The organism is Streptomyces sp. NPDC041713 (assembly GCF_055591085.1).
Map to the genome: position 1 here is coordinate 80,048 of NZ_JBVIZY010000010.1, position 20,645 is coordinate 100,692.

At 72.1% G+C, this 20,645-nt stretch carries 20 protein-coding genes; 8 read left to right on the forward strand and 12 right to left on the reverse strand.

What is annotated here, in order from left to right; genetic code table 11:
• Positions 1-4 precede the first annotated feature (4 nt).
• Together ACZ6CV_RS27420 and ACZ6CV_RS27425 are read right to left on the reverse strand one after the other, a co-directional pair.
• Positions 5-571 carry a VOC family protein gene (locus ACZ6CV_RS27420; RefSeq protein ID WP_469253309.1) on the reverse strand — a complete coding sequence of 189 codons (567 nt, stop codon included), beginning with the start codon at positions 569-571 and terminating at the stop codon, positions 5-7.
• Between the two features lie 129 nt (positions 572-700).
• Positions 701-2,026: a low temperature requirement protein A gene (locus ACZ6CV_RS27425; RefSeq protein WP_469253310.1), complete on the reverse strand. Its 1,326-nt coding sequence runs from the start codon at positions 2,024-2,026 to the stop codon at positions 701-703.
• 149 nt (positions 2,027-2,175) lie between these two features.
• Between ACZ6CV_RS27425 and ACZ6CV_RS27430 the strand changes: the two genes are divergently transcribed.
• Positions 2,176-2,439, forward strand: coding sequence for a hypothetical protein (locus tag ACZ6CV_RS27430; protein WP_469253311.1), 264 nt, complete (start codon positions 2,176-2,178; stop codon positions 2,437-2,439).
• A 62-nt stretch (positions 2,440-2,501) separates the two neighbouring features.
• Here the strand turns inward: ACZ6CV_RS27430 and ACZ6CV_RS27435 are convergent, their stop codons facing one another.
• The 3 genes from ACZ6CV_RS27435 to ACZ6CV_RS27445 all read right to left on the reverse strand — a co-directional run bounded on the left by ACZ6CV_RS27435 (position 2,502) and on the right by ACZ6CV_RS27445 (position 4,893).
• On the reverse strand, positions 2,502-3,374 hold the full coding sequence (locus ACZ6CV_RS27435) for a DMT family transporter (protein WP_469253312.1): 873 nt from the start codon (positions 3,372-3,374) through the stop codon (positions 2,502-2,504).
• A gap of 151 nt (positions 3,375-3,525) precedes the next feature.
• Positions 3,526-4,290 carry a DUF998 domain-containing protein gene (locus ACZ6CV_RS27440; protein WP_469253313.1) on the reverse strand — a complete coding sequence of 255 codons (765 nt, stop codon included), beginning with the start codon at positions 4,288-4,290 and terminating at the stop codon, positions 3,526-3,528.
• 207 nt (positions 4,291-4,497) lie between these two features.
• On the reverse strand, positions 4,498-4,893 hold the full coding sequence (locus ACZ6CV_RS27445; protein WP_469253314.1) for an anti-sigma factor antagonist: 396 nt from the start codon (positions 4,891-4,893) through the stop codon (positions 4,498-4,500).
• Between the two features lie 286 nt (positions 4,894-5,179).
• Between ACZ6CV_RS27445 and ACZ6CV_RS27450 the strand changes: the two genes are divergently transcribed.
• Complete coding sequence (locus ACZ6CV_RS27450) at positions 5,180-6,223, forward strand: NUDIX hydrolase (protein ID WP_469253315.1); 1,044 nt, start codon at positions 5,180-5,182, stop codon at positions 6,221-6,223.
• Between the two features lie 101 nt (positions 6,224-6,324).
• Here the strand turns inward: ACZ6CV_RS27450 and ACZ6CV_RS27455 are convergent, their stop codons facing one another.
• Entirely contained in the window at positions 6,325-7,680 is a 1,356-nt protein-coding gene (locus tag ACZ6CV_RS27455; protein WP_469253316.1) for a M20/M25/M40 family metallo-hydrolase, read from the reverse strand.
• Positions 7,681-7,827: 147 nt separating this feature from the next.
• Here ACZ6CV_RS27455 and ACZ6CV_RS27460 point away from each other — a divergent pair, with 147 nt between their 5' ends.
• Positions 7,828-9,087 (forward strand): geranylgeranyl reductase family protein, encoded by a 1,260-nt coding sequence (locus tag ACZ6CV_RS27460; protein ID WP_469253317.1) that lies wholly within the window; start codon positions 7,828-7,830, stop codon positions 9,085-9,087.
• 64 nt (positions 9,088-9,151) lie between these two features.
• Here ACZ6CV_RS27460 and ACZ6CV_RS27465 read toward each other — a convergent pair whose 3' ends face one another.
• On the reverse strand, positions 9,152-9,670 hold the full coding sequence (locus tag ACZ6CV_RS27465) for a nitroreductase family deazaflavin-dependent oxidoreductase (RefSeq protein ID WP_469253318.1): 519 nt from the start codon (positions 9,668-9,670) through the stop codon (positions 9,152-9,154).
• Between the two features lie 139 nt (positions 9,671-9,809).
• Here ACZ6CV_RS27465 and ACZ6CV_RS27470 point away from each other — a divergent pair, with 139 nt between their 5' ends.
• From ACZ6CV_RS27470 to ACZ6CV_RS27485, 4 genes are all read left to right on the forward strand, one after another.
• Positions 9,810-10,526, forward strand: a complete 717-nt coding sequence (locus ACZ6CV_RS27470) for a TetR/AcrR family transcriptional regulator (protein ID WP_469253319.1) — start codon at positions 9,810-9,812, stop codon at positions 10,524-10,526.
• A gap of 349 nt (positions 10,527-10,875) precedes the next feature.
• On the forward strand, positions 10,876-12,288 hold the full coding sequence (locus ACZ6CV_RS27475) for a sensor histidine kinase (RefSeq protein WP_469253320.1): 1,413 nt from the start codon (positions 10,876-10,878) through the stop codon (positions 12,286-12,288).
• Positions 12,285-12,950, forward strand: coding sequence for a response regulator (locus ACZ6CV_RS27480; protein WP_469253321.1), 666 nt, complete (start codon positions 12,285-12,287; stop codon positions 12,948-12,950). The genes ACZ6CV_RS27475 and ACZ6CV_RS27480 overlap by 4 nt, the downstream gene beginning before the upstream one ends.
• A 169-nt stretch (positions 12,951-13,119) precedes the next feature.
• Entirely contained in the window at positions 13,120-13,521 is a 402-nt protein-coding gene (locus tag ACZ6CV_RS27485; RefSeq protein WP_469253322.1) for a MarR family winged helix-turn-helix transcriptional regulator, read from the forward strand.
• A gap of 27 nt (positions 13,522-13,548) precedes the next feature.
• Here ACZ6CV_RS27485 and ACZ6CV_RS27490 read toward each other — a convergent pair whose 3' ends face one another.
• Together ACZ6CV_RS27490 and ACZ6CV_RS27495 are read right to left on the reverse strand one after the other, a co-directional pair.
• Positions 13,549-14,355: a maleylpyruvate isomerase family mycothiol-dependent enzyme gene (locus ACZ6CV_RS27490; RefSeq protein ID WP_469253323.1), complete on the reverse strand. Its 807-nt coding sequence runs from the start codon at positions 14,353-14,355 to the stop codon at positions 13,549-13,551.
• A 51-nt stretch (positions 14,356-14,406) separates the two neighbouring features.
• Positions 14,407-15,741, reverse strand: a complete 1,335-nt coding sequence (locus tag ACZ6CV_RS27495; RefSeq protein ID WP_469253324.1) for an MFS transporter — start codon at positions 15,739-15,741, stop codon at positions 14,407-14,409.
• 86 nt (positions 15,742-15,827) lie between these two features.
• Between ACZ6CV_RS27495 and ACZ6CV_RS27500 the strand changes: the two genes are divergently transcribed.
• Positions 15,828-17,060 (forward strand): ROK family protein, encoded by a 1,233-nt coding sequence (locus ACZ6CV_RS27500; RefSeq protein WP_469253325.1) that lies wholly within the window; start codon positions 15,828-15,830, stop codon positions 17,058-17,060.
• Here ACZ6CV_RS27500 and ACZ6CV_RS27505 read toward each other — a convergent pair.
• From ACZ6CV_RS27505 to ACZ6CV_RS27515, 3 genes are all read right to left on the reverse strand, one after another.
• Positions 17,057-18,325 carry an MFS transporter gene (locus tag ACZ6CV_RS27505; protein ID WP_469253326.1) on the reverse strand — a complete coding sequence of 423 codons (1,269 nt, stop codon included), beginning with the start codon at positions 18,323-18,325 and terminating at the stop codon, positions 17,057-17,059. The genes ACZ6CV_RS27500 and ACZ6CV_RS27505 overlap by 4 nt on opposite strands.
• A 121-nt stretch (positions 18,326-18,446) precedes the next feature.
• Positions 18,447-19,046 (reverse strand): TetR/AcrR family transcriptional regulator, encoded by a 600-nt coding sequence (locus ACZ6CV_RS27510; RefSeq protein WP_469253327.1) that lies wholly within the window; start codon positions 19,044-19,046, stop codon positions 18,447-18,449.
• A gap of 137 nt (positions 19,047-19,183) precedes the next feature.
• A complete protein-coding gene (locus tag ACZ6CV_RS27515; protein WP_469253328.1) occupies positions 19,184-20,506 on the reverse strand; it encodes a hypothetical protein in 1,323 nt (440 codons plus the stop codon).
• Positions 20,507-20,645 lie beyond the last annotated feature (139 nt).

The window sequence follows — 20,645 nt, forward strand, 5'->3', positions numbered from 1 at the left end:
GAGGTCAGCGCCAGCGGTTGTTGCTGGTGTGGTCACCGGCGAGCCAACGGGCGAGGTCGGCGTGTGCGGTGGCGCGCTGCTCGGCGTCGATCTTCTCCACGTCGGGGTGGTCGACGGCGAACTCCAGGATCAGCCCGTTGGGGTCCGTGATGTACAGCGAGACGCAGAATCCGTGGTCGATCACATGGGGGTTCGCGTCCGCGGAGCCGGCTGCGGCGACGCGCTCCCGGATGGCTTCCTGTGCATCGGCCTCGACCTTGAAGGCTATGTGCCGCAAGGGAGTTGCGTTGATGCTGGTCCGGAACTCCTTTTGGTCCTCGGGGTCGGCGAACTGGAAGAAGGCGAGCGCGCTGCCGTCGGCCAGACCGTAGAGGGCGTGACTGTAGGCGCGCTCGACGCCGGCCATGACCTCGCGCTCGGTCCACGTGGCCACCAACGGCAGACCGATCACCTCCTCGTAGAAGCGTCGGTTGGCTTCCTGGTCGTCGGTGATCCAGGCGTGGTGGTGGAGGCGGAGGGGCAGGGGCTGGCCCTGTGCCTGCGGCCGGGGCATCGTCTGCGTCTGCGTCATGGCTGGTCATCTCCTGTATGTGGCTTGCATGTTGGGCCGCCACCGAGGTGGTTCGGTGGCGCCCTGAACAGCATGCCGCCACATCAGGTTGAACGTTAAATCATTTCGCGCCATATTCGTGGTGGGACGTCAGTGGGCCTCCGGGTGCGCCTCCGGCATACCGCTGTCCCGCCCGCGGAGCCGTTCCAACATCTGGCGCTGGTGGCGGTGGCCGATCGTCTCGTAGCCGATGACCGTGACGAAGGGGGCGACCATGATCACCAGCAGGCACACCGCGATGGCGACGCCCGCCGCGGCCAGCAGGACCGCCGCGAGGAGCACGGCGAGCGTCACGGAGATCAGGAGCAGGTGGAAGCGGTCCGTCGCGGACAGCAGCAGGGTGTGCAGCAGGTAGACCATCAGCAGATAGAGGCCGACGGGCAGGGCCAGCGACAGGACGACGGCGACGTCACCGAGCTCGGAGTGGTGCTCCAGGTGCAGCCCCGCCACGTGCAGTCCCGCGCCCGCGCCGGCGATCCCGATGAACAGGGGGATGTGGCCGTACCCGAAGAGATAACCGCGCCCGCGGCGGTGTACGAGGACGTCGCCGAAGGGTGTCGCGAAATACACCCACCACATGCCGAAGGTCAGTCCGACGCCGGCGACGACGACGGCGACGGCGTTCCCGCTCCAGTCCATGCCGTCCGCGCCGCCCAGCAGGTCACCGGAGGACGCGACCGTGCCGACGACGCCCTCGCCGAGGACGATGATGGCGAAGAGCCCGTACCGTTCGGCGACGTGGTGGGGGTGCCACGGCGTGCCGCCCGCGTTGCCCTGGGTGAGCACCGGCAGGACCAGCTCCAGGGCGCCCAGTACGACGAAGGCGGCGAAGACCGCGGCGAGCGGCATGGGCGTGAACGCGACCACGACCCAGCCCAGTTGGGCGACCACGGTCCACAGGATGTTCGCCCTGCCGATGTGCCGGAACGAGGGGGACTGCCGGGCCGCACGCCACCACTGCAGGATCATCGCGACCCGCATCACGACGTAGCCGATCACCATCACCCGGAGTTCGAGGTGGCCGCCTTCCTCGACGGAGTGGAACATCGCGGGCAGGCCGAGCGAGAACACGACGACGCCGATCATCTGCACCATCGTGAGCGCCCGGTAGAGCCAGTCGTCGGTGCCGAACGCGGAGGCGAACCAGCTGAAGCTGATCCAGGCGACGCTGATCGCGAACATCGCCAGGACGAACGCCGTGACGGCCTGCCCCGGGTGCCCCTCGGCCGCCATCTCGGCGAAGTGCGAGGCGGCCGTGCCGACCGCGACCACGAAGGTGAGGTCGAACAGGAGCTCAAGCGGCGAGGAGGTCCGGCCCCGTTCGTCCGGGTCGCGTCCGGTCATGGGCACCATGCTGTGCGCCAGCCTGCCGGTGGTGTCGTCGGCGGGCCTGCTGGGGTGTGCGGAGTGACTCATGGCCAGCATTATGTTGGGCGTCCAGCTGTACGACGGTGAGCCCTGCCGGGGCGGTCCGCAACTGCGTCCGGTCGGCGCCGGGCGGCCCCCGGTGCGCCCGGAACGGCGTACCTCTCATGTTGGCGCATTTCAGGGGTAGTTGACACGCCATGACACTTTCGAAGCCGATGAAGTACGTCCTGCTCTTCCTTGCGCTCTACGCGGTGGGGGTGCTGTACCTGCACTTCACGCCCCGTCACCCGATGAGCTGGGGAGAAGCGTTGCTGTTCTCCCTGCTGATCACCACCGTCATCCTGCTCTGGTGGCGGGTCCGCGACTGGATGATGGACCGTAGCCGGGAGGCCGGTGAGGGAATGCGCGAGGCCCGCCTGGCCCGCAAACGGGAGCGGAGAGAGGCGCGCCGGGCCGGATGAGCGCCCCGTACCCCTGGGACGCGTACTCCTGGAGGGGCGGGGGCTTCCCTTTCTCCCTCACCTCAAGCTTGTGGCTCCTCCGCGGAACCGGGCAGGCGGGCCAGGAGCACGACGCCCAGGATCGTGAGCAGGGCGCCGGCGGTCTGCGGCAGGAGCCACCAGCCGGTGCGGACGCGGTCCGCGGTGAACGTGATGCCCAGGACCAGGCTGGCGCCCGCCTCGCCCAGGGTGACGGCGGGCTGGGAGGCGATCAGCGGTCCTGCCTGCATCGCGTGGGCCAGGAGGAGCAGGGCAAGGCCGCCGGCGGCGACGCACGCGTACGTCTGCCAGGCGCTCACCAGGGCGGACACGCCTCCCTGCGCCAGGCGGGCCATGGCCTCCTTCATGAACAGGGCGGTCAGACCGTAGGCCAGGGCCGAACCGGTGGCCAGGAGCGCGGCCCGTGCCTTGCCCTCGGGGCGACGCAGTGCGGCGCCGGTGCACAGGGCGATGGCCAGGAGCGTCGCCGCCACGGCCAGGGCCCAGTCCCGGCCGTCGAGGCTCCTCGCCCCCTCGTGCGGGGCGGCACTCGCCAGCGCGAGCGCGAGCCCCGCCGCCGTCAGCCCGGCCGCACGCCAGCCGCCCGGGGGCATGGTCGCGGTGGTGGCGACGTGCGCGATGACCAGCGCGAGCGGCAGTTCGAGAACGAGGATCGGCTGGACCAGGGAGAGCGGACCCCACAACAGCGCCGTCGCCTGCAGCACGGCCGCGGCACAGATGACCAGAATGCTGCCCAGCCAGACCCGGCTGTGCACGAGCCGGTTCACGAAACGGGTGCTGAAGGCGTCGGTCGCGGGAATGCGGCGCGCCGCCTGCCGCTGCAGCACGGTGGCCGTCGCGTTTGCCCCGGCCGCCGCCACCGCGCACAGGGCCGACGCCCAGAGCACCTGCGTCACCGGCGGCCCACGTCATCCGGGCGTCGGCGGGACGTCCACGGCCGGGCACCCACAGGCCCCTTCCGAACGGCACGGACGCGGTGACTCGGGTGAGAGACCGGCCCCGCACGACAAACCGGCCGGGCGACCGCCGCCTCGCGGAATGTGCCCGTCACGGTGCCTGAGGAACGCCGGCGCCGGCCCGTACGACAGGAGGGTCCCCGGCGTCCGGCGGCGGGGCCGGGGCGGGTGCCGCGGAGCGGGCCGCGTACGACGCCAGTAGGACCAGCCACACTCCGACGAGCAGCACATGCACCCGCTGCGGAACCCCGTGCCAGCCCGGGTGGCCGAGCAGCGCCCCCACCGTCCCCAGCGCGGAGAGCAGCGCGGCGCCCGCCAGCCACCAGCCCCAGACGGCGACCGGGCCGCCGGGCGCGTCCTTCCTGTGCCGCGCGGCCCACGTGTGCGCCGCGAACGAGGCGAAGAGGAAGAAGTGGCAGAGGGCGCTCGTGATGGTGTGCGCAGGATGGACCGGGCGGCACGCGGGATCGAGCGAGGGCGCGCACGCCATCGGCCACAGCACGTCGCCCAGCGAGGCGGCGGCGAACCCCGCCAGCATCCACCAACCGCACCGCTGCGCCCGCGCGGCGGACGGCGGGAGGGACCGCGGCGTGCACCAGCGTGCCGCCAGGGCGCCGATGAGCACCAGGACCCCGCAGGTGAACTCGAACCCCGCGAACAGCTCGCGGTACGGCTGGTGTTCGGCGTACAGCTCACTGATGTAGGAGTGCCGGGGATCCAGCGACGTCGGCACGGTCCACTCCAGCACCCACGCGTTGTACAGCAGACCGCCCGCGACCAGCGCCGCCACCGCGGTGTGCCGGACGATCGCCGACCGCCGCCCTCCCGCTGGCTGCGCCGGCCGCCCGGCGGTCATGAGATCGGTCCTCACGGAATCGGTTTGCACGGAACCCGAGCCCTTCCTGCGCCACGGCTGAGTCGAGGAGGCCAAGTGGCCATTGTGGCCACGCACGACACCGGGTCCGGGCCGCGCCGGGCTGCTTTCACTCGTCCGGTGCGGCGGATGGGGGAGGGGGTCAGGAGGGGTGGGGCCGGGCCTCCTCGCACGGTGGTCAGCGGCGCGTCAGTTCCCGTCGTCTCCGCGGGAGTCGCGCAGCGCCGCCTCCACCGTCGGTGCCGGAGCCAGCACCGACGCGAGGCCCGTGACGTTCAGCATGCGCAGCATCAGCGGGCGCGTGCAGACGAGGCGGAGTCGGCCGTTCGCCGCGGCCATGCGCCGGTGGGCCCGCATCAGCAGGGAGAGCCCGGAGCAGTCGAGAAAGGTGACCCGGGTGAGGTCGACCACCAGGAGGGGCTCGGGTCCCGCGGCTACCGCGTCGAGCAGGGGGACCGACTGCTGGAAGGTCACGACGTCGATCTCGCCGCGCAGTTCGACCACGATCGCGTGGTGGTCCCCGTACACCCGAGGGGCCTGATCGGAGTCCTCGTACGTGGCGTCGTTCAAAGTCTCCTGTCGCATGCATCCCCCAGCACCGGGGGCTGCGGCGCCCCGAAGGAACCTGTCCGACGGGAGCAACCGTCGGATGAGGGCGCCGGGGGCCGGGGTGCCTGCGGGGAAACGCTAACGGGGCCGGGGGTGATCCGAGGTGAGGGAACGATTCATACGCCGTGATCACCACACGTTGGGGTGAAGGTGACACAACCCCCTTGACGTACCGCAGGGCGATGGCACTCCCATCAGTGCCGGGTTTCCATGGCAGGGTGTTGCGGGCAAGCCACAGGGGGCCAACAGAAGAGGGGGAACCGTGATCGTCTGGATCAACGGCACGTTCGGTGCGGGAAAGACCAGCGCCGCACGGGAACTGATCGAGCTGATCCCGAACAGCACACTCTTCGACCCCGAGGTCATCGGCGGCGCACTGCCGTACCTGCTGCCGTCCAAGCGCCTCGACGAGGTGAACGACTATCAGGACCTGCCGATCTGGCGGCGTCTCGTCATCGACACCGCCGCCGCCCTGCACGCCGAGGTGGGCGGCGTCCTCGTGGTGCCGATGACGCTGCTGCGCCAGGAGTACCGCGACGAGATCTTCGGGGGTCTCGCCTCGCGCAGGATCCCCGTGCGTCACGTGTTGCTCGACCCGGATGAAACGATCCTGCGCGAGCGAATATCCGGCCGCGACGTGCCGCGGGACCTGCCCGACGGGGAGCTGCGGGTGCGGCAGTGGTCGTTCGACCACATCGAGCCCTACCGCGCGGCCCGCGCCGCCTGGCTCGACGCCGACGCCCACCGCATCGACACCAGCTCCCTCACCCCGTACGAGACCGCCGAACGGGTCGCCGAGGCCGTCCGTAACGACACCGCCTCCGTGTGCGACATCGTGCAGACGCCCGAACCCACCGCCGAGACCCTCGCCGCCGGCGTGCTGCTCTTCGACGAGCACGACCGCGTCCTGCTCGTCGACCCGACGTACAAGGCGGGCTGGGAGTTCCCGGGCGGCGTCGTCGAGCCCGGCGAGGCACCCGCGCGCGCGGGCGTGCGCGAGGTGGCCGAGGAGACCGGCATCCAACTCACCGATCTCCCGCGCCTGTTGGTCGCCGACTGGGAGCCGCCGCAGCCGCCCGGCTACGGCGGCATGCGGTTCCTCTTCGACGGCGGCAGTCTCGACAGCGACGAGGCCCGCCGGCTGCTCCTGCCCGGCCCCGAACTGCGCGGCTGGCGCTTCGTCTCCGAGCAGGAGGCCGCCGAACTGCTGCCCGCCGTACGCTACGAACGGCTGCGCTGGGCGCTGCGCGCACGTGAGCGCGGGGCCACCCTCTACCTGGAGGCCGGTGTCCCGCTCGGCGGATAGGCGTCCGCTGCCCGCCATGAGAAAAGCCCCGCCCTGAGGCGAGGCATTCTGGCTGTCGGCAGGGCGACCGGGCCCCGTGCGAGGTCCCGGTCGCCGCCGCGTCAGTTCGCCGCGTACTTCCGCAGGAACAGCGCCTCTGCCACCGAAAGGCGCTCCAGCTCGCTCGGCGACACGCTCTCGTTGACCGCGTGGATCTGCGCCTCCGGCTCGCTCAGGCCGATCAGCAGGATCTCGGCCTGCGGGTAGAGCGTGGAGAGGGTGTTGCACAGCGGGATCGAGCCGCCCTGGCCCGCGTACTGCATCTCCTCGCCCGGGTAGGCCTCACCCATCGCCTCGGCCATGGCCGCGTAGGCGGGGCTCGTCGTGTCCGCGCGGAACGGCTGGCCCTGTCCGATCTGCTCCGTGCGCACCTGCGCGCCCCACGGAGTGTGCGCCTCCAGGTGCGCCCGCAGCAGCTTCGTCGCCTCGGCGGCGTCCACACCCGGCGGCACCCGCAGACTGATCAGCGCCCGCGCGGCGGCCTGCACCGACGGCGTCGCGCCGACCACCGGCGGGCAGTCGATGCCGAGGACCGTGACCGCGGGGCGCGCCCAGATGCGGTCGGCTACGGTGCCCTCGCCGATGAGCTCCACCCCGTCGAGGACCTTCGCGTCCTTGCGGAACGCGCCCTCCTCGTACTGCAGTCCGTCCCAGACGGCGTCGCTCGTCAGACCGTCGACCGTCGTCGAGCCGTCCTCCGCGCGCAGCGAGTCCAGCGCGCGGACCAGCGCGGCGAGGGCGTCCGGGGCCGCGCCGCCGAACTGACCCGAGTGCAGGTTCCCGCCGAGGGTGTCCACGCTGACGCGCACGAGCGTCATGCCGCGCAGCGTCGACGTCACCGTCGGCAGGCCGACGCGGAAGTTGCCCGCGTCGCCGATGACGATCGCGTCCGCCGCGAGCAGCTCGGGGTGCTGCTCCGCGTACCGCTCGAGGCCGCCCGTGCCCTGCTCCTCCGAGCCCTCCGCGATCACCTTCACGTTCACGGGCACGCCGCCGTTCGCCTTCAGGGCGCGCAGCGCGAGCAGGTGCATGATGACGCCGCCCTTGCAGTCCGCGCTGCCCCGGCCGTACCAGCGGCCGTCGCGCTCGGTCAGCTCGAAGGGCGGGGTGGCCCAGCCGGCCTCGTCGAGCGGCGGCTGCACGTCGTAGTGCGCGTAGAGGAGGACCGTCGGCGCGCCCGCGGGGCCCGGCAGGAAGCCGTACACCGACTGCGTGCCGTCCGGGGTGTCGAGCAGGGCGACGTCTTGGAATCCCTCGGCGCGCAGCGCGTCCGCCACCCAGCGGGCGGCGCCTTCGCTCTCGCTCTTCGGGAACTGATCGAAGTCCGCCACCGACTTGAAGGCCACCAGTTCGGTGAGCTCCGCCTTCGCCTTCGGCATCAGTGAGGCGACCGTCTCGGCGATGGGATCCGGCGACATGGGCACGCTCCTCGTGGGTGCGACGTTGTACGTGTGGGCCGTACATGTGGGTAGTTGTGATCCTCCCACAGGAGGGGCCCGCGGGGCTCCGCCGTAGGATGCCTTGGACAGCGCGGCCAACAGCGGGATCAGGAGCGGTAGACCAACGTGAGCAGCGAGAACTCAGCGGACGACGCCCGGCACGTGTGGGACGTGGTCGTGGTCGGAGCCGGCCCCGCGGGGGCCTCGGCGGCCTATGCGGCAGCGGTCGCGGGGCGCACGGTGCTCGTCCTGGAGAAGGCCGAGATCCCCCGTTACAAGACGTGCGGCGGCGGCATCATCGGCCCCTCGCGCGACGCCCTGCCGCCCGGCTTCGAGCTGCCCTTCCGGGACCGCGTGCACGCGGTGACGTTCTCCCTCGACGGCAAGTTCACCCGCACCCGCCGCTCCCGGCAGATGCTGTTCGGGCTCATCAACCGCCCCGAGTTCGACCAGCAGCTCGTCGAGCACGCCCAGAAGGCCGGCGCCGAGCTGCGCACCGGCGTCACGGTCGCGCGCGTGGAACAGCACGGCTCCGAGGTGCCCGACCGGCGCACCGTGGCCGTCGTGCTGCAGGGCGGCGAGACCGTGCTGGCCCGCGCCGTGGTCGGCGCCGACGGCAGCGCGAGCCGCATAGGAGCCCACGTCGGTGTGAAGCTCGACCAGGTCGACCTCGGTCTGGAGGCCGAGATCCCGGTGCCGGAGACCGTCGCGGAGGACTGGGCGGGCCGGGTCCTCATCGACTGGGGCCCGATGCCCGGCAGTTACGGCTGGGTCTTCCCCAAGGGCGACACCCTCACCGTCGGCGTGATCTCCGCACGCGGCGAAGGCGCGGCCACCAAGAGGTACTTGGAGGACTTCATCGCCCGGCTCGGCCTCGCCGGCTTCGAGCCCAGCATTTCCTCGGGACATCTGACGCGCTGCCGCAGCGACGACTCGCCGCTCTCGCGCGGCCGGGTCCTGGTCTGCGGTGACGCGGCGGGACTCCTGGAGCCGTGGACCCGCGAGGGCATCTCCTTCGCGTTGCGCTCCGGACGGCTCGCGGGGGAGTGGGCGGTGCGGATCGCCGAGGCGCACGACGCGGTGGACGCCCGCCGCCAGGCCCTGAACTACGCCTTCGCCATCAAGGCGGGGCTCGGTGTGGAGATGAGTGTGGGGCGCCGGATGCTCCAGGCCTTCGAGCACCGGCCCGGCGTGGTGCACGCGGCGATCACGGGTTTCCGCCCCGCGTGGAACGCCTTCGCGCGGATCACGCGCGGCTCGACGACACTGGGCGAGCTGGTCCGCGACCATCCGATGGTGGGGCGTGTGCTGCAGGCGCGGGATCGGAGCCGGGGCCGGGACCAGGATCGGGTGGTCGCGGACCAGGAGCGGGACGGGGACCGCTAGTCGGTCGTGTGTCGGCTGCCTCTGCGGCGTCCCAGGCGTCCCGCCGCTCCGGCCGATGCGGTGTCTAGCGCTTATTCTGCACGGTGATGCGGAAGACGGGGTGGTCGGGCGCGGCCGTCAGGATCTCCTCGTCGGAGGACTTGGCGGTCACGCCCTGGAAGTACTGGTTGACCTCCCAGCCCCACCGCTCCAGATAGCCGCGCAGCAGCGGCAGCTTCTCGGCGTCGGGAATCTCCACGGCCGTGAACTGCCGCACCTTGCGCCCCACTCGCAACTCCCCGCCGCCGGCTGCCCGCATGTTGCGCACCCACTGGGAGTGCCCGCGCGCCGATACGAGGTACTGGCTCCGGTCTCCCTCCGGCGTGTACGGGTTGACCGGGACGCGCTGCATCTTGCCGCTCTTGCGTCCCCGTACGGAGAGCTCGGCGCTGCCCATCAGACTGACCCCGTGCCGCGCCAGCCACCCGATCACGCCGTTGAAGCGGACGTTGAGGCTGCTGCCCTTGAGGTAGTAGGGGGAGGCGGGGGACGAGGGGGATGAGAGGGATAGGGCGGGGGTCAGGGGCGACGAGGACGACGACATGGGGCCCTCCAGGGCTGCGGAAACCTATTCCGAGAGCAGTGCTCTCGCTTGAGAGCAGTGTGCACGAGACGGGTGCTCCAAAGCAAGAGCACTGCTCTCGATTGTGTGCACCGCTTCCACTTCGTGCCACACTGGGCCCATGACCAGCGACACCAGCAACGCCGCCGCCACCAAGGGCGCCCGGGCCCGCGCCCGCGAGGAGATCACCGCGGCGATCAAGGACGAGGCGCGCAGACAGTTCGCGGCCGAGGGCGCCGCCAAGCTCTCCCTGCGGGCCGTCGCACGCGAGCTCGGCATGGTGTCCTCCGCGCTCTACCGCTACTTCCCCAGCCGCGACGACCTGCTGACCGCGCTGATCATCGACGCGTACGACTCCCTCGGCGTCGCTGCCGAGACCGCGCACGCGGGTGTCGCCGGGGAGCGGCCGGTGCGGCGGTGGACCACGGTGTGTGAGGCGGTACGGGACTGGGCGCTCGCGCATCCGCACGAGTACACGCTCATCTACGGTTCGCCCGTCCCCGGCTACAGCGCGCCGGACTCGACCGTGCGGGCGGCGGCGCGGGTGGGGCTGCTGCTCATCGCCGTGGTGCGGGACGCCCATCAGGGGCGGGGTGTCGCCGTGCAGCCGTTGCCGGCGGAGCTGCGGGCGGAAGGCGAGCGACTCGCGGCGGACCTCGCGCCCGATCTGCCGCCGGCGGTCATGACGGCGCTGGTCGCGGCGTGGGCGCAGCTCTTCGGCCTGGTGAGCTTCGAGGTGTTCGGCCAGTACAACCGCCTCGTCGAGGACCGCTCGGCGTTCTTCACACAGGCAGCCACGCAACTCGCCCATGGTGTGGGGCTGTTGCCTCAGGGGTGAGGGGGCGGGGGTGCCTGAGGTGTGTCCTGAGGTGTGTGGGGTGCCCGGCTTGAAGCCCGGCGCCTGCCCCCGGCCAGCAGTTCGCCGGCCGCCCCCGCGCTGAAGCCCGCCGACCGCCCCGCCCTGGAGCCCGCTGGCTGCCCCGCCCCTGCGGCTCGCTGACCGACCCCTGCCCTGAAGCCTGCCGGTCGCCCCCGCGCGGAAACCCGCTGGCCGCCCCGTCCCGGAGCCCGACGCCCGGCGGCCGTCCCAGCCCCGCGCCCCGCCCCCGGATACTCCCCCGGGAGTACCCGTGATCACCACGCCCGTCGGACGCCGCCAGGAGCCGTCGCGGTCTAGCGTTGCCGTCATGGATGAGCAGCGCGAACGCGGGCCCGGCGGGCCGTCCCGGGCGGGGGGCGGGCCGTCGATGTGGCGGCAGGGGCCGCCCTGGTGGAACTCCGGGGGTGAGGAGCGGGCGGGGCGCAGGCTGCCGTGGCTGACGACGCTCGCGCTCACCGTGTTCGTGCAGATCGGGTCCGGTTTCGCCGAGCACGCCCAGTCCGCCTCCCGCGAGCACCTCACGCCCTTCGCACGGGTGCTGCTGTTCCTGGCGACGGCGGTCCTTCTGCTGCGTCACCGGCACCCGGTGCCCGTCGTGTACGCCACGGCCGGGGCCACGTTGGTCTACGTCGGGGCCGGGTTCCCCTACGGTCCGGTCTTCCTCGCCGTCGCCGTGGCCTGCTTCGCCGCCGTCGTGGCGGGGCACCGGCGCGCGGGCTGGGGGGCCGTCGGCGGGCTCTGGGTCGGACATCTGCTGATCGCCCACTGGCTCTACCGGTGGCTGCCGCCCGGCGACGACGCCGTGCGGCCCTGGGGCGAGGAGATCATCGTCGCCGTATGGGTCGTCGCGATCGTCGCGGTCTCCGAACTCGGCCGCGTACGACGGGAGCAGTGGGCCAAGGAGCGTGCCGAGCGTGCGCGCGCCGCCGAGCGGCGCGCGGACGAGGAGCGGCTGCGGATGGCGCGGGAGCTGCACGACGTCCTCGCGCACAGCATCTCCGTCATCAACGTCCAGGCGGGCGTCGGCCTCGCCCTGCTCGACTCCGACCCCGAGCAGGCCCGTACCGCACTGACCACCATCAAGGCCGCCAGCAAGGAGGCGCTGGGCGAGGTGCGCCAGGTCCTGGGCACGCTGCGCGCCCCCGGAGAGGCGCCCCGCGCGCCGGCGCCCGGCCTCGACCGGCTGCCCGAACTCGTGGAGCAGGCCCGGAGCGCCGGCCTGACCGTCGAGGTCACCACGGAGACCGCCCCGGAGGACGGCACCCCCGAAGGCGGCATCCCTGAGGGCGGCACTCCCGAGGGCGGCACCCCCGAGGGTGCGACCGAGCCCGTCCCCAAAACCAGCCCACCCCCCGGCACCCCGCCCGCCCCCGCGGACAAGCTGCCGCCCGGCGTGGACCTCGCCGCCTTCCGCATCGTCCAGGAGGCGCTGACGAACGTCGTACGGCACTCCGGTTCACGCCACGCGCGCGTGCTGGTCCGCCACGAGCCGGCCGCGCTCACCCTGCGCATCGACGACGACGGTCCCGCCACCGGCGACGACGCGGGCGGCAGCGGCAACGGACTTGCCGGGATGCGGGAGCGCGCCGCCGCCCTTGATGGCACGATCGAGGCGGGCCCGCGCCCGGACGGCGGCTTCCGCGTGACCGCCGTACTGCCCCTGCCGGCGGGCCGGAACCCCCGGGGCCGGGGCCGCACCGCACCTCGGGAGGACCAGTGATCCGCGTACTGCTCGCCGACGACCAGTCCCTGGTCAGGGCAGGCTTCAAGGCGCTCCTCGACGCGCAGCCCGACATCGGGGTGGCCGGCGAGGCCGCCGACGGCGAGGAAGCCGTGCGGATGGTGCGGGAACTGCGCCCCGACGTCGTCCTGATGGACATCCGCATGCCGCTCCTCGACGGTCTGGCGGCGACCCGCCGGATCACCGACGAGCCCGCTCTGCAGGGCGTGAAGGTGGTCATGCTCACCACCTTCGAGCTCGACGAGTACGTCTTCGAGGCGATCCGTTCCGGAGCTTCCGGCTTCCTGGTCAAGGACACCGAACCGGACGAGCTGCTGCGCGCGGTGCGAGCGGTGGTCGGGGGTGACGCGTTGCTCTCGCCGGGCGTGACGCGCCGCCTCATCGCCGAGTTCGCGGCCCGTTCCAAGGAGCCCGCGGCCGCGGATGCCCTGAGTGGTCTGACCGACAGGGAGCGGGAGGTGATGGCCCTGGTCGGCATCGGCCTCTCGAACGAGGAGATCGCCCGCCGTCTGGTGGTCAGCCCGCTCACCGCCAAGACGCACGTCAGCAGGACCATGGTGAAGCTGGGCGCCCGGGACCGCGCCCAACTCGTCGTACTCGCCTACGAGTCGGGCCTGGTCCGCCCCGGCTGGCTGGGCTGACGCTTCGCCCTGGACCGGCCCAAGCCGGACCGGACCAGACCGGCCCGATCCCCACCTGTACGCGCGCCTCTGTACGCGCGCCTCCGCGCCCCCACCCCGCACCTTATATGTGCGCATGCATTTAATGACGATGCAACAAAAGTCGGAAATTCTGCTAGCGTGCGATGTCATGGCGGCGAAAACGGCCGAGCAAGGGCTCGTGGACCAATGGCGCGACATCCTCGCGGTGCATGCGCGCACCCTGTGCGAGCTCGACCGGGAGCTGCATCCGCACGGCCTGGGGGCGAGCGACTTCGAGGTGCTCGACGTGCTCGCGGAGGGCTCGTCGGACGACGGCGGCTGTACGTTCCGGGTGCAGGAGATCTCCGCGCAGGTCCACCTCAGTCAGAGCGCCCTCTCCCGTCTGATCGGACGCCTGGAGAAGGACGGTCTCGTGGAGCGCGGGATGTGCAGCGAGGACCGGCGGGGCGTACGGGTGTCGCTCACCGACAAGGGGCGGGCGCTCCACACCGAGGTGCGGCCGTTGCAGCGCGCGGTCCTCGGGCGGATGCTCGGCGGTCACGACGGCTGAACTCCGCGTGCCCCGTCAGTTGCCGCGTCAGCTCATGACGATCGCCGACTTCTCCCGCCACAGCTCGGCCAGCGTGGGGTCGCCCGCCACCTGCGGGAACGGCAGCCGGTTCCACAGCGCCGGATAGAGGCGTGCCGCGGGCCCCGACACCTCGCCGTCGGCAGGCGCCGTCGCGCCGCGCTCCGTGACCGGCGGCCCGTCGGAGAGGTGTACGGTCCAGATCCGCTCACCCGTTGAGCCCGGCGTATCCGATGGGCCTGAGGGACCTGGTGGACCCGACGCACCCGCTGCGCCCCGCACATCCGTGGCCCGCACCCGCAGCACGCGCGGCACGGCACTGCGTACGCGGCTCTTCTTACGCGCGTGCAGGCCGAGCAGCAGCTCCTCGATGCCGTCCACGGCGAACTCCGCGTCGATCAGGGACGGTTGACCCCCGCGGGCGGACTCGGCGTCCACCCGGTGGATGGTCGTCTCGTTGGCCTGGCGCCGGGCCCAGAAGGCCAGCGGGGAGGGGGCCGGCAGGAAGGCCCAGCACTGCACGTCGGGCGGCGCCGAACGGAGCGTATCGACGAGTGCGGCGTGCCCCTCGCGGAACCACTCGACGAGCGCGTCCCCGTCGAGGTCGGGGAGTTCGCCGCCGAGCCGGTACGCCGTGCGCCGCTCCCTGATGAAGGCGGCGGCCCAGCGGTGCACCATCCCGGTGTGCTGCAGCAGGTCCCGCACCTGCCAGTCGGGGCAGGTGGGCACCTTGGCGTCGGAGCCGGCCTCCGCTGCGGCACGGGCCAGCAACTCGCCCTCGCGCTCCACGACTTGGATGTGCCGGAAAATGTCCATGCGGAAGATTGTGTCGGACGGATTGCCGTCGAACGGGAACTCCGCGTGATGTCAGACCCTTTCCGTACCCTTCGTACGCTCCGTGATTTCCGTACGGTCCGTACCCTCCGTACGACGCGTCGCGAAGCCGATGACCGCGGCGACGCCTGCGAGCAGCGCGACGCTGGTCAGGGCGGTGGGCAGCGAGTACCAGTCGGCCATGAACCCGATGAGGGGCGGCCCGACCAGCATGCCGCCGTAACCGAGCGTCGACGCCGCGGCGACCCCGCCGGGGCCGGCGAGGGCGCCCGCACGCTCGACCGCCACCGGGAAGATGTTGGCGAGGCCGAGTCCGGTGACCGCGAATCCGGCAAGGGCGAGGCCGGTCGACGGGGCGAGCGCGCCGAGCAGCATCCCGGCGCACGCCGTCGCGCCGCCGCCGACCACCGTGCGGGTCCTGCCGAGCCGTTCGAGGAGCGTGGTCCCGGAGAACCGGCCGATCGTCATGGCGAAGGCGAAGCACGAGTACGCCGCGGCGGCGACGCCCGGGTGGACGTGCAGGTCCTGCTCCAGGTGGAGCGGGCCCCAGTCGGCGATGGCGCCCTCGCCGTACGCGGTGCACAGCGCGATGAGCCCGAAGACCGACACGAGTCCGCGGGTGCGGCGGTCCATGCGGCGCTCACTGGCACCCGAACCGCCCTGTTCCGCCGGGGTGTTGGCATCGGCGGCGGTTGTCGCGGAGGGAGGCGTGGCCGCCGCGTCGACGCTCGCGCGCGGCCGAAGCGACGCGCCGTGGCGCAGCAGGGTGGGAGCGGCCGCCACGGTGATGGTCAGGCCGACGACGGTGATCCCGAGCAGGTGCGGGGTGGGGGAGAGGCGGCCCGCGACCAGCCCGCCGAGGCCCGAACCCAGCATGCCGCCGAGGCTGAAGGCCGCGTGGAAGCTGGGCATCACCGGACGTCGCAGGGCGCGTACGAGATCGACGGCCGCGCTGTTCATCGCGACGCTGATGCCGCCGTACGCGGCTCCGAAGATCAGCAGGACGAGTCCGAGGACGAGGACCGAGCCCGTCAGCGGCGGCAGCGCCACGCTCAACGGCAGCAGGACGGCGCAGGCGACCGTCACCGGAATGCTGCCGAAGCGGGTGCAGAGACGCCCGGTGAGCGTCATGGTGACGACGGCCCCGGCGGAGACCGCCAGCAGGGCGAGCCCCAGCTGGGCCGCCGACGCCCCCGTCTGTTCCTTGATCGCGGGAATGCGGACGACCCAGCCGGCGAAGACGAAGCCGTCGAGGGCGAAGAAGACGGTCAGGGCGACACGCAGGCGGCGGAGGTCGGGTACGGAGGCGGGATCGAGGGGGCCGGTGGGCCGCGACGCTGCGTTCCCGAGTTTGTTTAGTGGCGGCACAAAGTCAGGGTAGAGGTGCGCGCGGGTGTCGTACAAGACGGTTGCAGGCGGCGAGGTGGTGTACGGATCATGGGAGACTCGCCCTCATGAACGGCAAGGCTGACCCCCGTGCCGAGGGGGAATCGACCACGCGTACCCGCCTGGAGCGGGGGCGCGGCGCGCTGGGCCCTGCGCTGGAACTGGTCCACACCGGACGCGCTCCCACCCGTGCCGTGCTCACCGCCGAGCTGGGTGTTACGCGCGCCACGGCCGGCGCGGTCGCCGCCGAGCTGGAGGCGCTGGGGCTGATCCGGATCGACGCGAAGCCCAGCGCCGCCGCGGGGTCGCAGGGCAGGCCGTCGCACCGGCTCGCGGTCGCGGAGGAGGGGCCCGTGGCCCTCGCCGCGCAGGTGCACGCCGATGGTTTCCGGGCCGCGCTGGTCGGGCTCGGCGGCTCGATCGTGGCGACCGCGCCGGGCTGCGAGACCGTCGGCGCCGACCCCGCGGAGGTCCTCGGCGCGGTGGTCGAGGCGGGCGCCGGGCTGCTGCGCGCGACCGGCAGGCGCTGTGTCGGCGCGGGCCTGGCGGTGCCGTCCGCGGTGGCCGAGCCCGACGGAACCGCCCTGAACCCGCTGCACGTGGCGTGGTCCGCGGGTGCACCGGTCCGCGAGATCTTCGCCGACTGTGTACGGGACGCGGGCATCGTGGGACCGGCGTTCGCCGGCAACGACGTGAACCTCACCGCGCTGGCCGAGCACCGGCACGGCGCCGGGCGCGGCGCCCGTGACCTGCTCTGTGTGGCGACCGGGCACCGCGGCGTTGGGGGCGCCCTGGTCCTCGACGGCCGTCTGCACACCGGGAGTTCGGGCCTCGCGCTGGAGGTGGGCCACCTCACCGTGCACTCCGAGGGACGCCCGTGCCACTGCGGCAGCCGGGGCTGTCTGGACGTCGAGACGGATCCGCTCGCCTTCCTGACGGAGGCGGGGCGTGAGCCGGGGCCGGAGGGTCTTCTCGTACAGGCCCGGGAGTTGCTCCGCGACGGGTACGGCGACCCGACGGTGCGCGCCGCGGCCGAGGCGCTGATCGACCGGCTCGGTCTCGGGCTCGCGGGCCTGGTCAACATCCTCAACCCCGACCGGATCATCCTGGGCGGGCTGCACCGCGCCCTTCTGGAGGCGGACCCGGAGCGGTTGCGCGCCGTCGTCGCGGACCGGAGCCTGTGGGGGCGCAGTGGTGGCGTGCCGATCCTGGCGTGCACGCTGGACCACAACAGCCTGGTGGGGGCCGCCGAGCTGGCTTGGCAGCCGGTGCTCGACGACCCCTTGGGGGCGTTGGCTTAGGCGGGCTGAGGGAGATCCTCGGTGGCCGCGGGCGTGGGTGTGGCCGTGGTGGCGGCGGGCGGTGCGGTATCGCCGACGCCCGGGGCGGTGGCCGGGGCGGGGTGCGGCGCCGTGGTGGCGGACGCGGTGCGGCGGCGGAGCAGATCCGGTACCAGGGAGAGCAGGCCGAGCGCGGCCAGGCCGGCGCCGATCCACAGCGGTGACCGCAGTCCGAACGTGTCGATGGCGGGCCCGCCGACGGACGTGGCGATGATGATGCCGAGCGTGATGAACGACGAGTGGACCGTGTTCACCAGTGGCCGCGCGTTGCCGACGCGCTGGACGCGGGTCACCAGGGCGGGGTTCATGGTGACGCCGACCAGACCGATGCCCAGCATGAACGCGACGGCGGGGACGGTCAGTTCGGCGAAGAGCGCGAACCCGGTGAGGAAGGTCAGGTTGAGCGCGAGTCCGACGACCAGGACGGGCACGGTGCGGCGGTCGGCGAACCGGCCGACGACGGTGTTGCCGAGGACGGTGGCGGCGCCGTACGCGATGAGGAGCAGCGGAACGGTCCCCGTGGAGAAGCCGGTGAGCTCCGTGAGGATCGGGTTGAGGTAGCTGAACGCGGAGAAGGTCGCGCCGATCACGAACGTACTGGTGGTGAGCGTCAGCCAGAGCCGGGGGTTGCGGAAGGCGCCGAGCTCCTGGCGCAGGCCGCCGGCCGCCTCGTCGTCACCGTCGGCGCTCGGCACACCGGCGAACGTGGCCGCGGCGGCCAGTGCCGTCAGTCCCGTGATCACCCAGAACGCGGCACGCCAGCCCAGGTGTTCACCGACGACGGTGGCGAACGGAAGTCCGAGCAGCGTGCCCAGCATCAGCCCGTTGAGCGCCACCGCCACGGCGCGGGCGCGCACTTCGGGCCGGGTGAGGCGGGATGCCAGCGATATGGAGACGCCGAAGAAGGCCTGGGACGCGATGCCGGTGAGGACGCGGGCGACGAGCATGGTGCGGTAGTCGGGTGCGAGGGCGGCGAGCACGTTGCCCGCGATGAAGATGCCGAACAGCAGTATCAGGGCCGACTTTTGACGCATCCTCAGCACGGCGACCGTGAGGAAGGGGCCGCCGAAGGCCATCGCGGCGGCGAAGGCGGTGATGAGATAGCCGATCTCCGGGATCGTGGCGTCCAGTCCGTCGGCCATCTGCGGCATCAGTCCGGCGACCACGAACTCACTGGTCACCATGGCGAAGATGCCGAGAGCCAGTACGTAAACGGCGCGAGGCATGGCGGGGTGCTCCTGTCGGGCAGGTTTTGGATGGTTCGGTACAGAAAAAGGGCGTGCGGGAGCGCGGAAGGGCGGCGCGGCTCTACAGAGGTGGGGTGGCGGCGGGGGTGTCCGGCTTGGACTAAGGGGCGGTCAGCGCGGCGAGGGCGGTTTCGGCGATGCCCTGCAGCGTGTCCCGGTCGGCGCCGCCCTGCGCGGCGACCCGCATGCCGCCGATGACTGCGTTGACGAACTGGGCGAGGGTGCCCGCGTCCCGCGCCGACGTGATGTCGCCGTCGCGCTGGCCGGACCGGATCGTGGCGCGCAGCACGGTGAGCCGTGCCGCGAGATCGCGTTCCAGTATCCGGGCGGCCTCGGGGTCGCGCCCGGCGAGCTCGACGGTCGTGTTGACGGTGAGACAGCCGATGCTGTGACCGTTCTCGCGGTGCTCGAACTCCCCGTCGATGATCCGGTCGAGCAGGGCGCGCACGCGGTCCACGGCCGCGAGTCGGGTGTCCTCCAGGAGCGCGAGCTGGTTCGCGTTCATCGTCTCCATGTACCGGGTCAGGGCGCGCCGGAACAGGTCGTGCTTGCTGGTGAACGTGTTGTAGATGCTGCTGCGGCCCAGTCCGGTGGCCTCGCACAGGTCCTGGGTCGAAGTGGCCTCGTAGCCGTTCGCCCAGAAGGCGTGCATCGCCGCGTCCAGGGCCCGCTCCTCGTCGAAACTCCTCGGTCGGGCCATGTCGGTACCGTACCGGTTCTGGAACGGGCAGTGCAATACGTTGTGGAACGCGCGATGCAAAAGTGCGGAGGGGTGCGGTCGAAGGGGGGCGTTGCCTGTGGTTGACGGCTAAAGGTGGAGTCGCGGGTGCTTATGAGTCAAGGGGAACGCAGCGCCGACGTCAGTTCCGGAGGGCACTCCGCGGCGGGGCAGCCCGCCGTCCGCAAGAACGTGTCGAAGAGATTCACTGCGGACAGGAACATGCCCCGGCCCTCACGCATGAGGTCCGCACTCTTGGCCCGTTCCTCCCGCTCCCCGCGCACATCGAGCAACCGTGTCCCCTGAAGGAAGCGGTTGATGCCGTCGGTCGCCTGCTGGGCCAGCTCGTCCAGCCGTTTCTGGTCCGCCGCCTCGCTGGCCAGACGGGCGATGCCCCTCCGTACTTCCACGTTCTCGCGCAGGGAGTCGGCGAGCTCGTCGGCCATGCGTATGACCATGGGGATCTCTTGTCGCGCCTGCACCGTTCCCAGCGGGGCGGGGTGGGTGACGCCGGTGCCGTCCGCGAGGGGGTCGTCGAGGCCGAAGCTCCTGACCGGCAGCATGGCCAGGGCGGCCTTCTTGGCGACCGAGTCCGACGTCGGCTCCCAGGCCGAGCCGAACTGCGCGCCGTGCCATCCGACGAGCTCGTCGGTGCCCTCCGGAACAGGGCGCCCGGCGGACCCGTCGGACGGCTCGTACACGGCCCGCTCGTGCCCCGCACCCGTCGCCTTCAGCCGGAGGAACTCGCGCTGCGCCTCGTCCGCGTCGAACGCGACGCCCGAACGCTCCCTCTCCTTCAACCAGTTGACGAACTGCTGCTGGTACTCGGGGTCGCGCGGCCGGTTCAACGAGTTGTATCCCGCCGCCTCCAACTGGTCGAGCGCGGCGAAGTGCTGCGAGGTCTGGTCCATCGTGAAGCCGGGCGACTGGTGGGCCTGGTACTCCCCGGTGCGTTCCTTCGTGCCGTATCGGGGGCCGTTCTTTTCGTGCGTGGCCCACTTCTCGGGACCCGACCAGAGGTTGTACTGCGTGAGGTCCATGGGCTGACCCCCCGATGCGAGGGCCCGTTCGCTCAACTCGGCCATGCTCGCGCGCATCTGGTCATAGATCTGCTGCGTGTGGAGCTGAAGTGCCGTCATCTTGTCGAGCACCAGCTGGTTGGACAGGCCGTCGTCGCCTTCATGGTCGTGCGCGAACGCCCCTATGGACTTGGCCCGTTGGAGTACGGGGGCCTGTTCGTGGCCGCTCCCGTCACCGCGCTGGTGCTGATCCTGCGCCCACGCGTGGCCGGCCGCACGGAGCATTTGGGCGACGGCCGCGTTCCCCGCGGCACCCGGCCCGGCGAGCGGGCCCGCCGCCGGGCCCATGGTGCGGGGGGACTTCGGTGCCGAGCGGCCGCCTGCCTTCCGCTCGGAGGCGCGGGCTTGCTCGTTTGCGTGCATCGGGTGCCTCTCGCGGACTGGGGGCTCGCGGCTCCATGCCCGCGCGGCCGAGCGGATCAGGCGTGAGAGAGCGAGCGTCTCAGAGGCAGGCTCTCAAGGGTGGCCAAGGTGTGTCCAGAGTCGCCATGGGCAGCCACGG

Excerpts from the sequence above, each read along its gene's own strand:
- ACZ6CV_RS27420 (WP_469253309.1), bottom strand. The coding sequence starts at position 571 with ATGACGCAGACGCAGACGATGCCCCGGCCGCAGGCACAGGGCCAGCCC.
- ACZ6CV_RS27425 (WP_469253310.1), bottom strand. The coding sequence starts at position 2,026 with ATGAGTCACTCCGCACACCCCAGCAGGCCCGCCGACGACACCACCGGC.
- ACZ6CV_RS27430 (WP_469253311.1), top strand. The coding sequence starts at position 2,176 with ATGACACTTTCGAAGCCGATGAAGTACGTCCTGCTCTTCCTTGCGCTC.
- ACZ6CV_RS27440 (WP_469253313.1), bottom strand. The coding sequence starts at position 4,290 with ATGACCGCCGGGCGGCCGGCGCAGCCAGCGGGAGGGCGGCGGTCGGCG.
- ACZ6CV_RS27445 (WP_469253314.1), bottom strand. The coding sequence starts at position 4,893 with ATGCGACAGGAGACTTTGAACGACGCCACGTACGAGGACTCCGATCAG.
- ACZ6CV_RS27455 (WP_469253316.1), bottom strand. The coding sequence starts at position 7,680 with ATGTCGCCGGATCCCATCGCCGAGACGGTCGCCTCACTGATGCCGAAG.
- ACZ6CV_RS27465 (WP_469253318.1), bottom strand. The coding sequence starts at position 9,670 with ATGTCGTCGTCCTCGTCGCCCCTGACCCCCGCCCTATCCCTCTCATCC.
- ACZ6CV_RS27470 (WP_469253319.1), top strand. The coding sequence starts at position 9,810 with ATGACCAGCGACACCAGCAACGCCGCCGCCACCAAGGGCGCCCGGGCC.
- ACZ6CV_RS27475 (WP_469253320.1), top strand. The coding sequence starts at position 10,876 with ATGGATGAGCAGCGCGAACGCGGGCCCGGCGGGCCGTCCCGGGCGGGG.
- ACZ6CV_RS27485 (WP_469253322.1), top strand. The coding sequence starts at position 13,120 with ATGGCGGCGAAAACGGCCGAGCAAGGGCTCGTGGACCAATGGCGCGAC.
- ACZ6CV_RS27490 (WP_469253323.1), bottom strand. The coding sequence starts at position 14,355 with ATGGACATTTTCCGGCACATCCAAGTCGTGGAGCGCGAGGGCGAGTTG.
- ACZ6CV_RS27500 (WP_469253325.1), top strand. The coding sequence starts at position 15,828 with ATGAACGGCAAGGCTGACCCCCGTGCCGAGGGGGAATCGACCACGCGT.
- ACZ6CV_RS27505 (WP_469253326.1), bottom strand. The coding sequence starts at position 18,325 with ATGCCTCGCGCCGTTTACGTACTGGCTCTCGGCATCTTCGCCATGGTG.
- ACZ6CV_RS27510 (WP_469253327.1), bottom strand. The coding sequence starts at position 19,046 with ATGGCCCGACCGAGGAGTTTCGACGAGGAGCGGGCCCTGGACGCGGCG.
- ACZ6CV_RS27515 (WP_469253328.1), bottom strand. The coding sequence starts at position 20,506 with ATGCACGCAAACGAGCAAGCCCGCGCCTCCGAGCGGAAGGCAGGCGGC.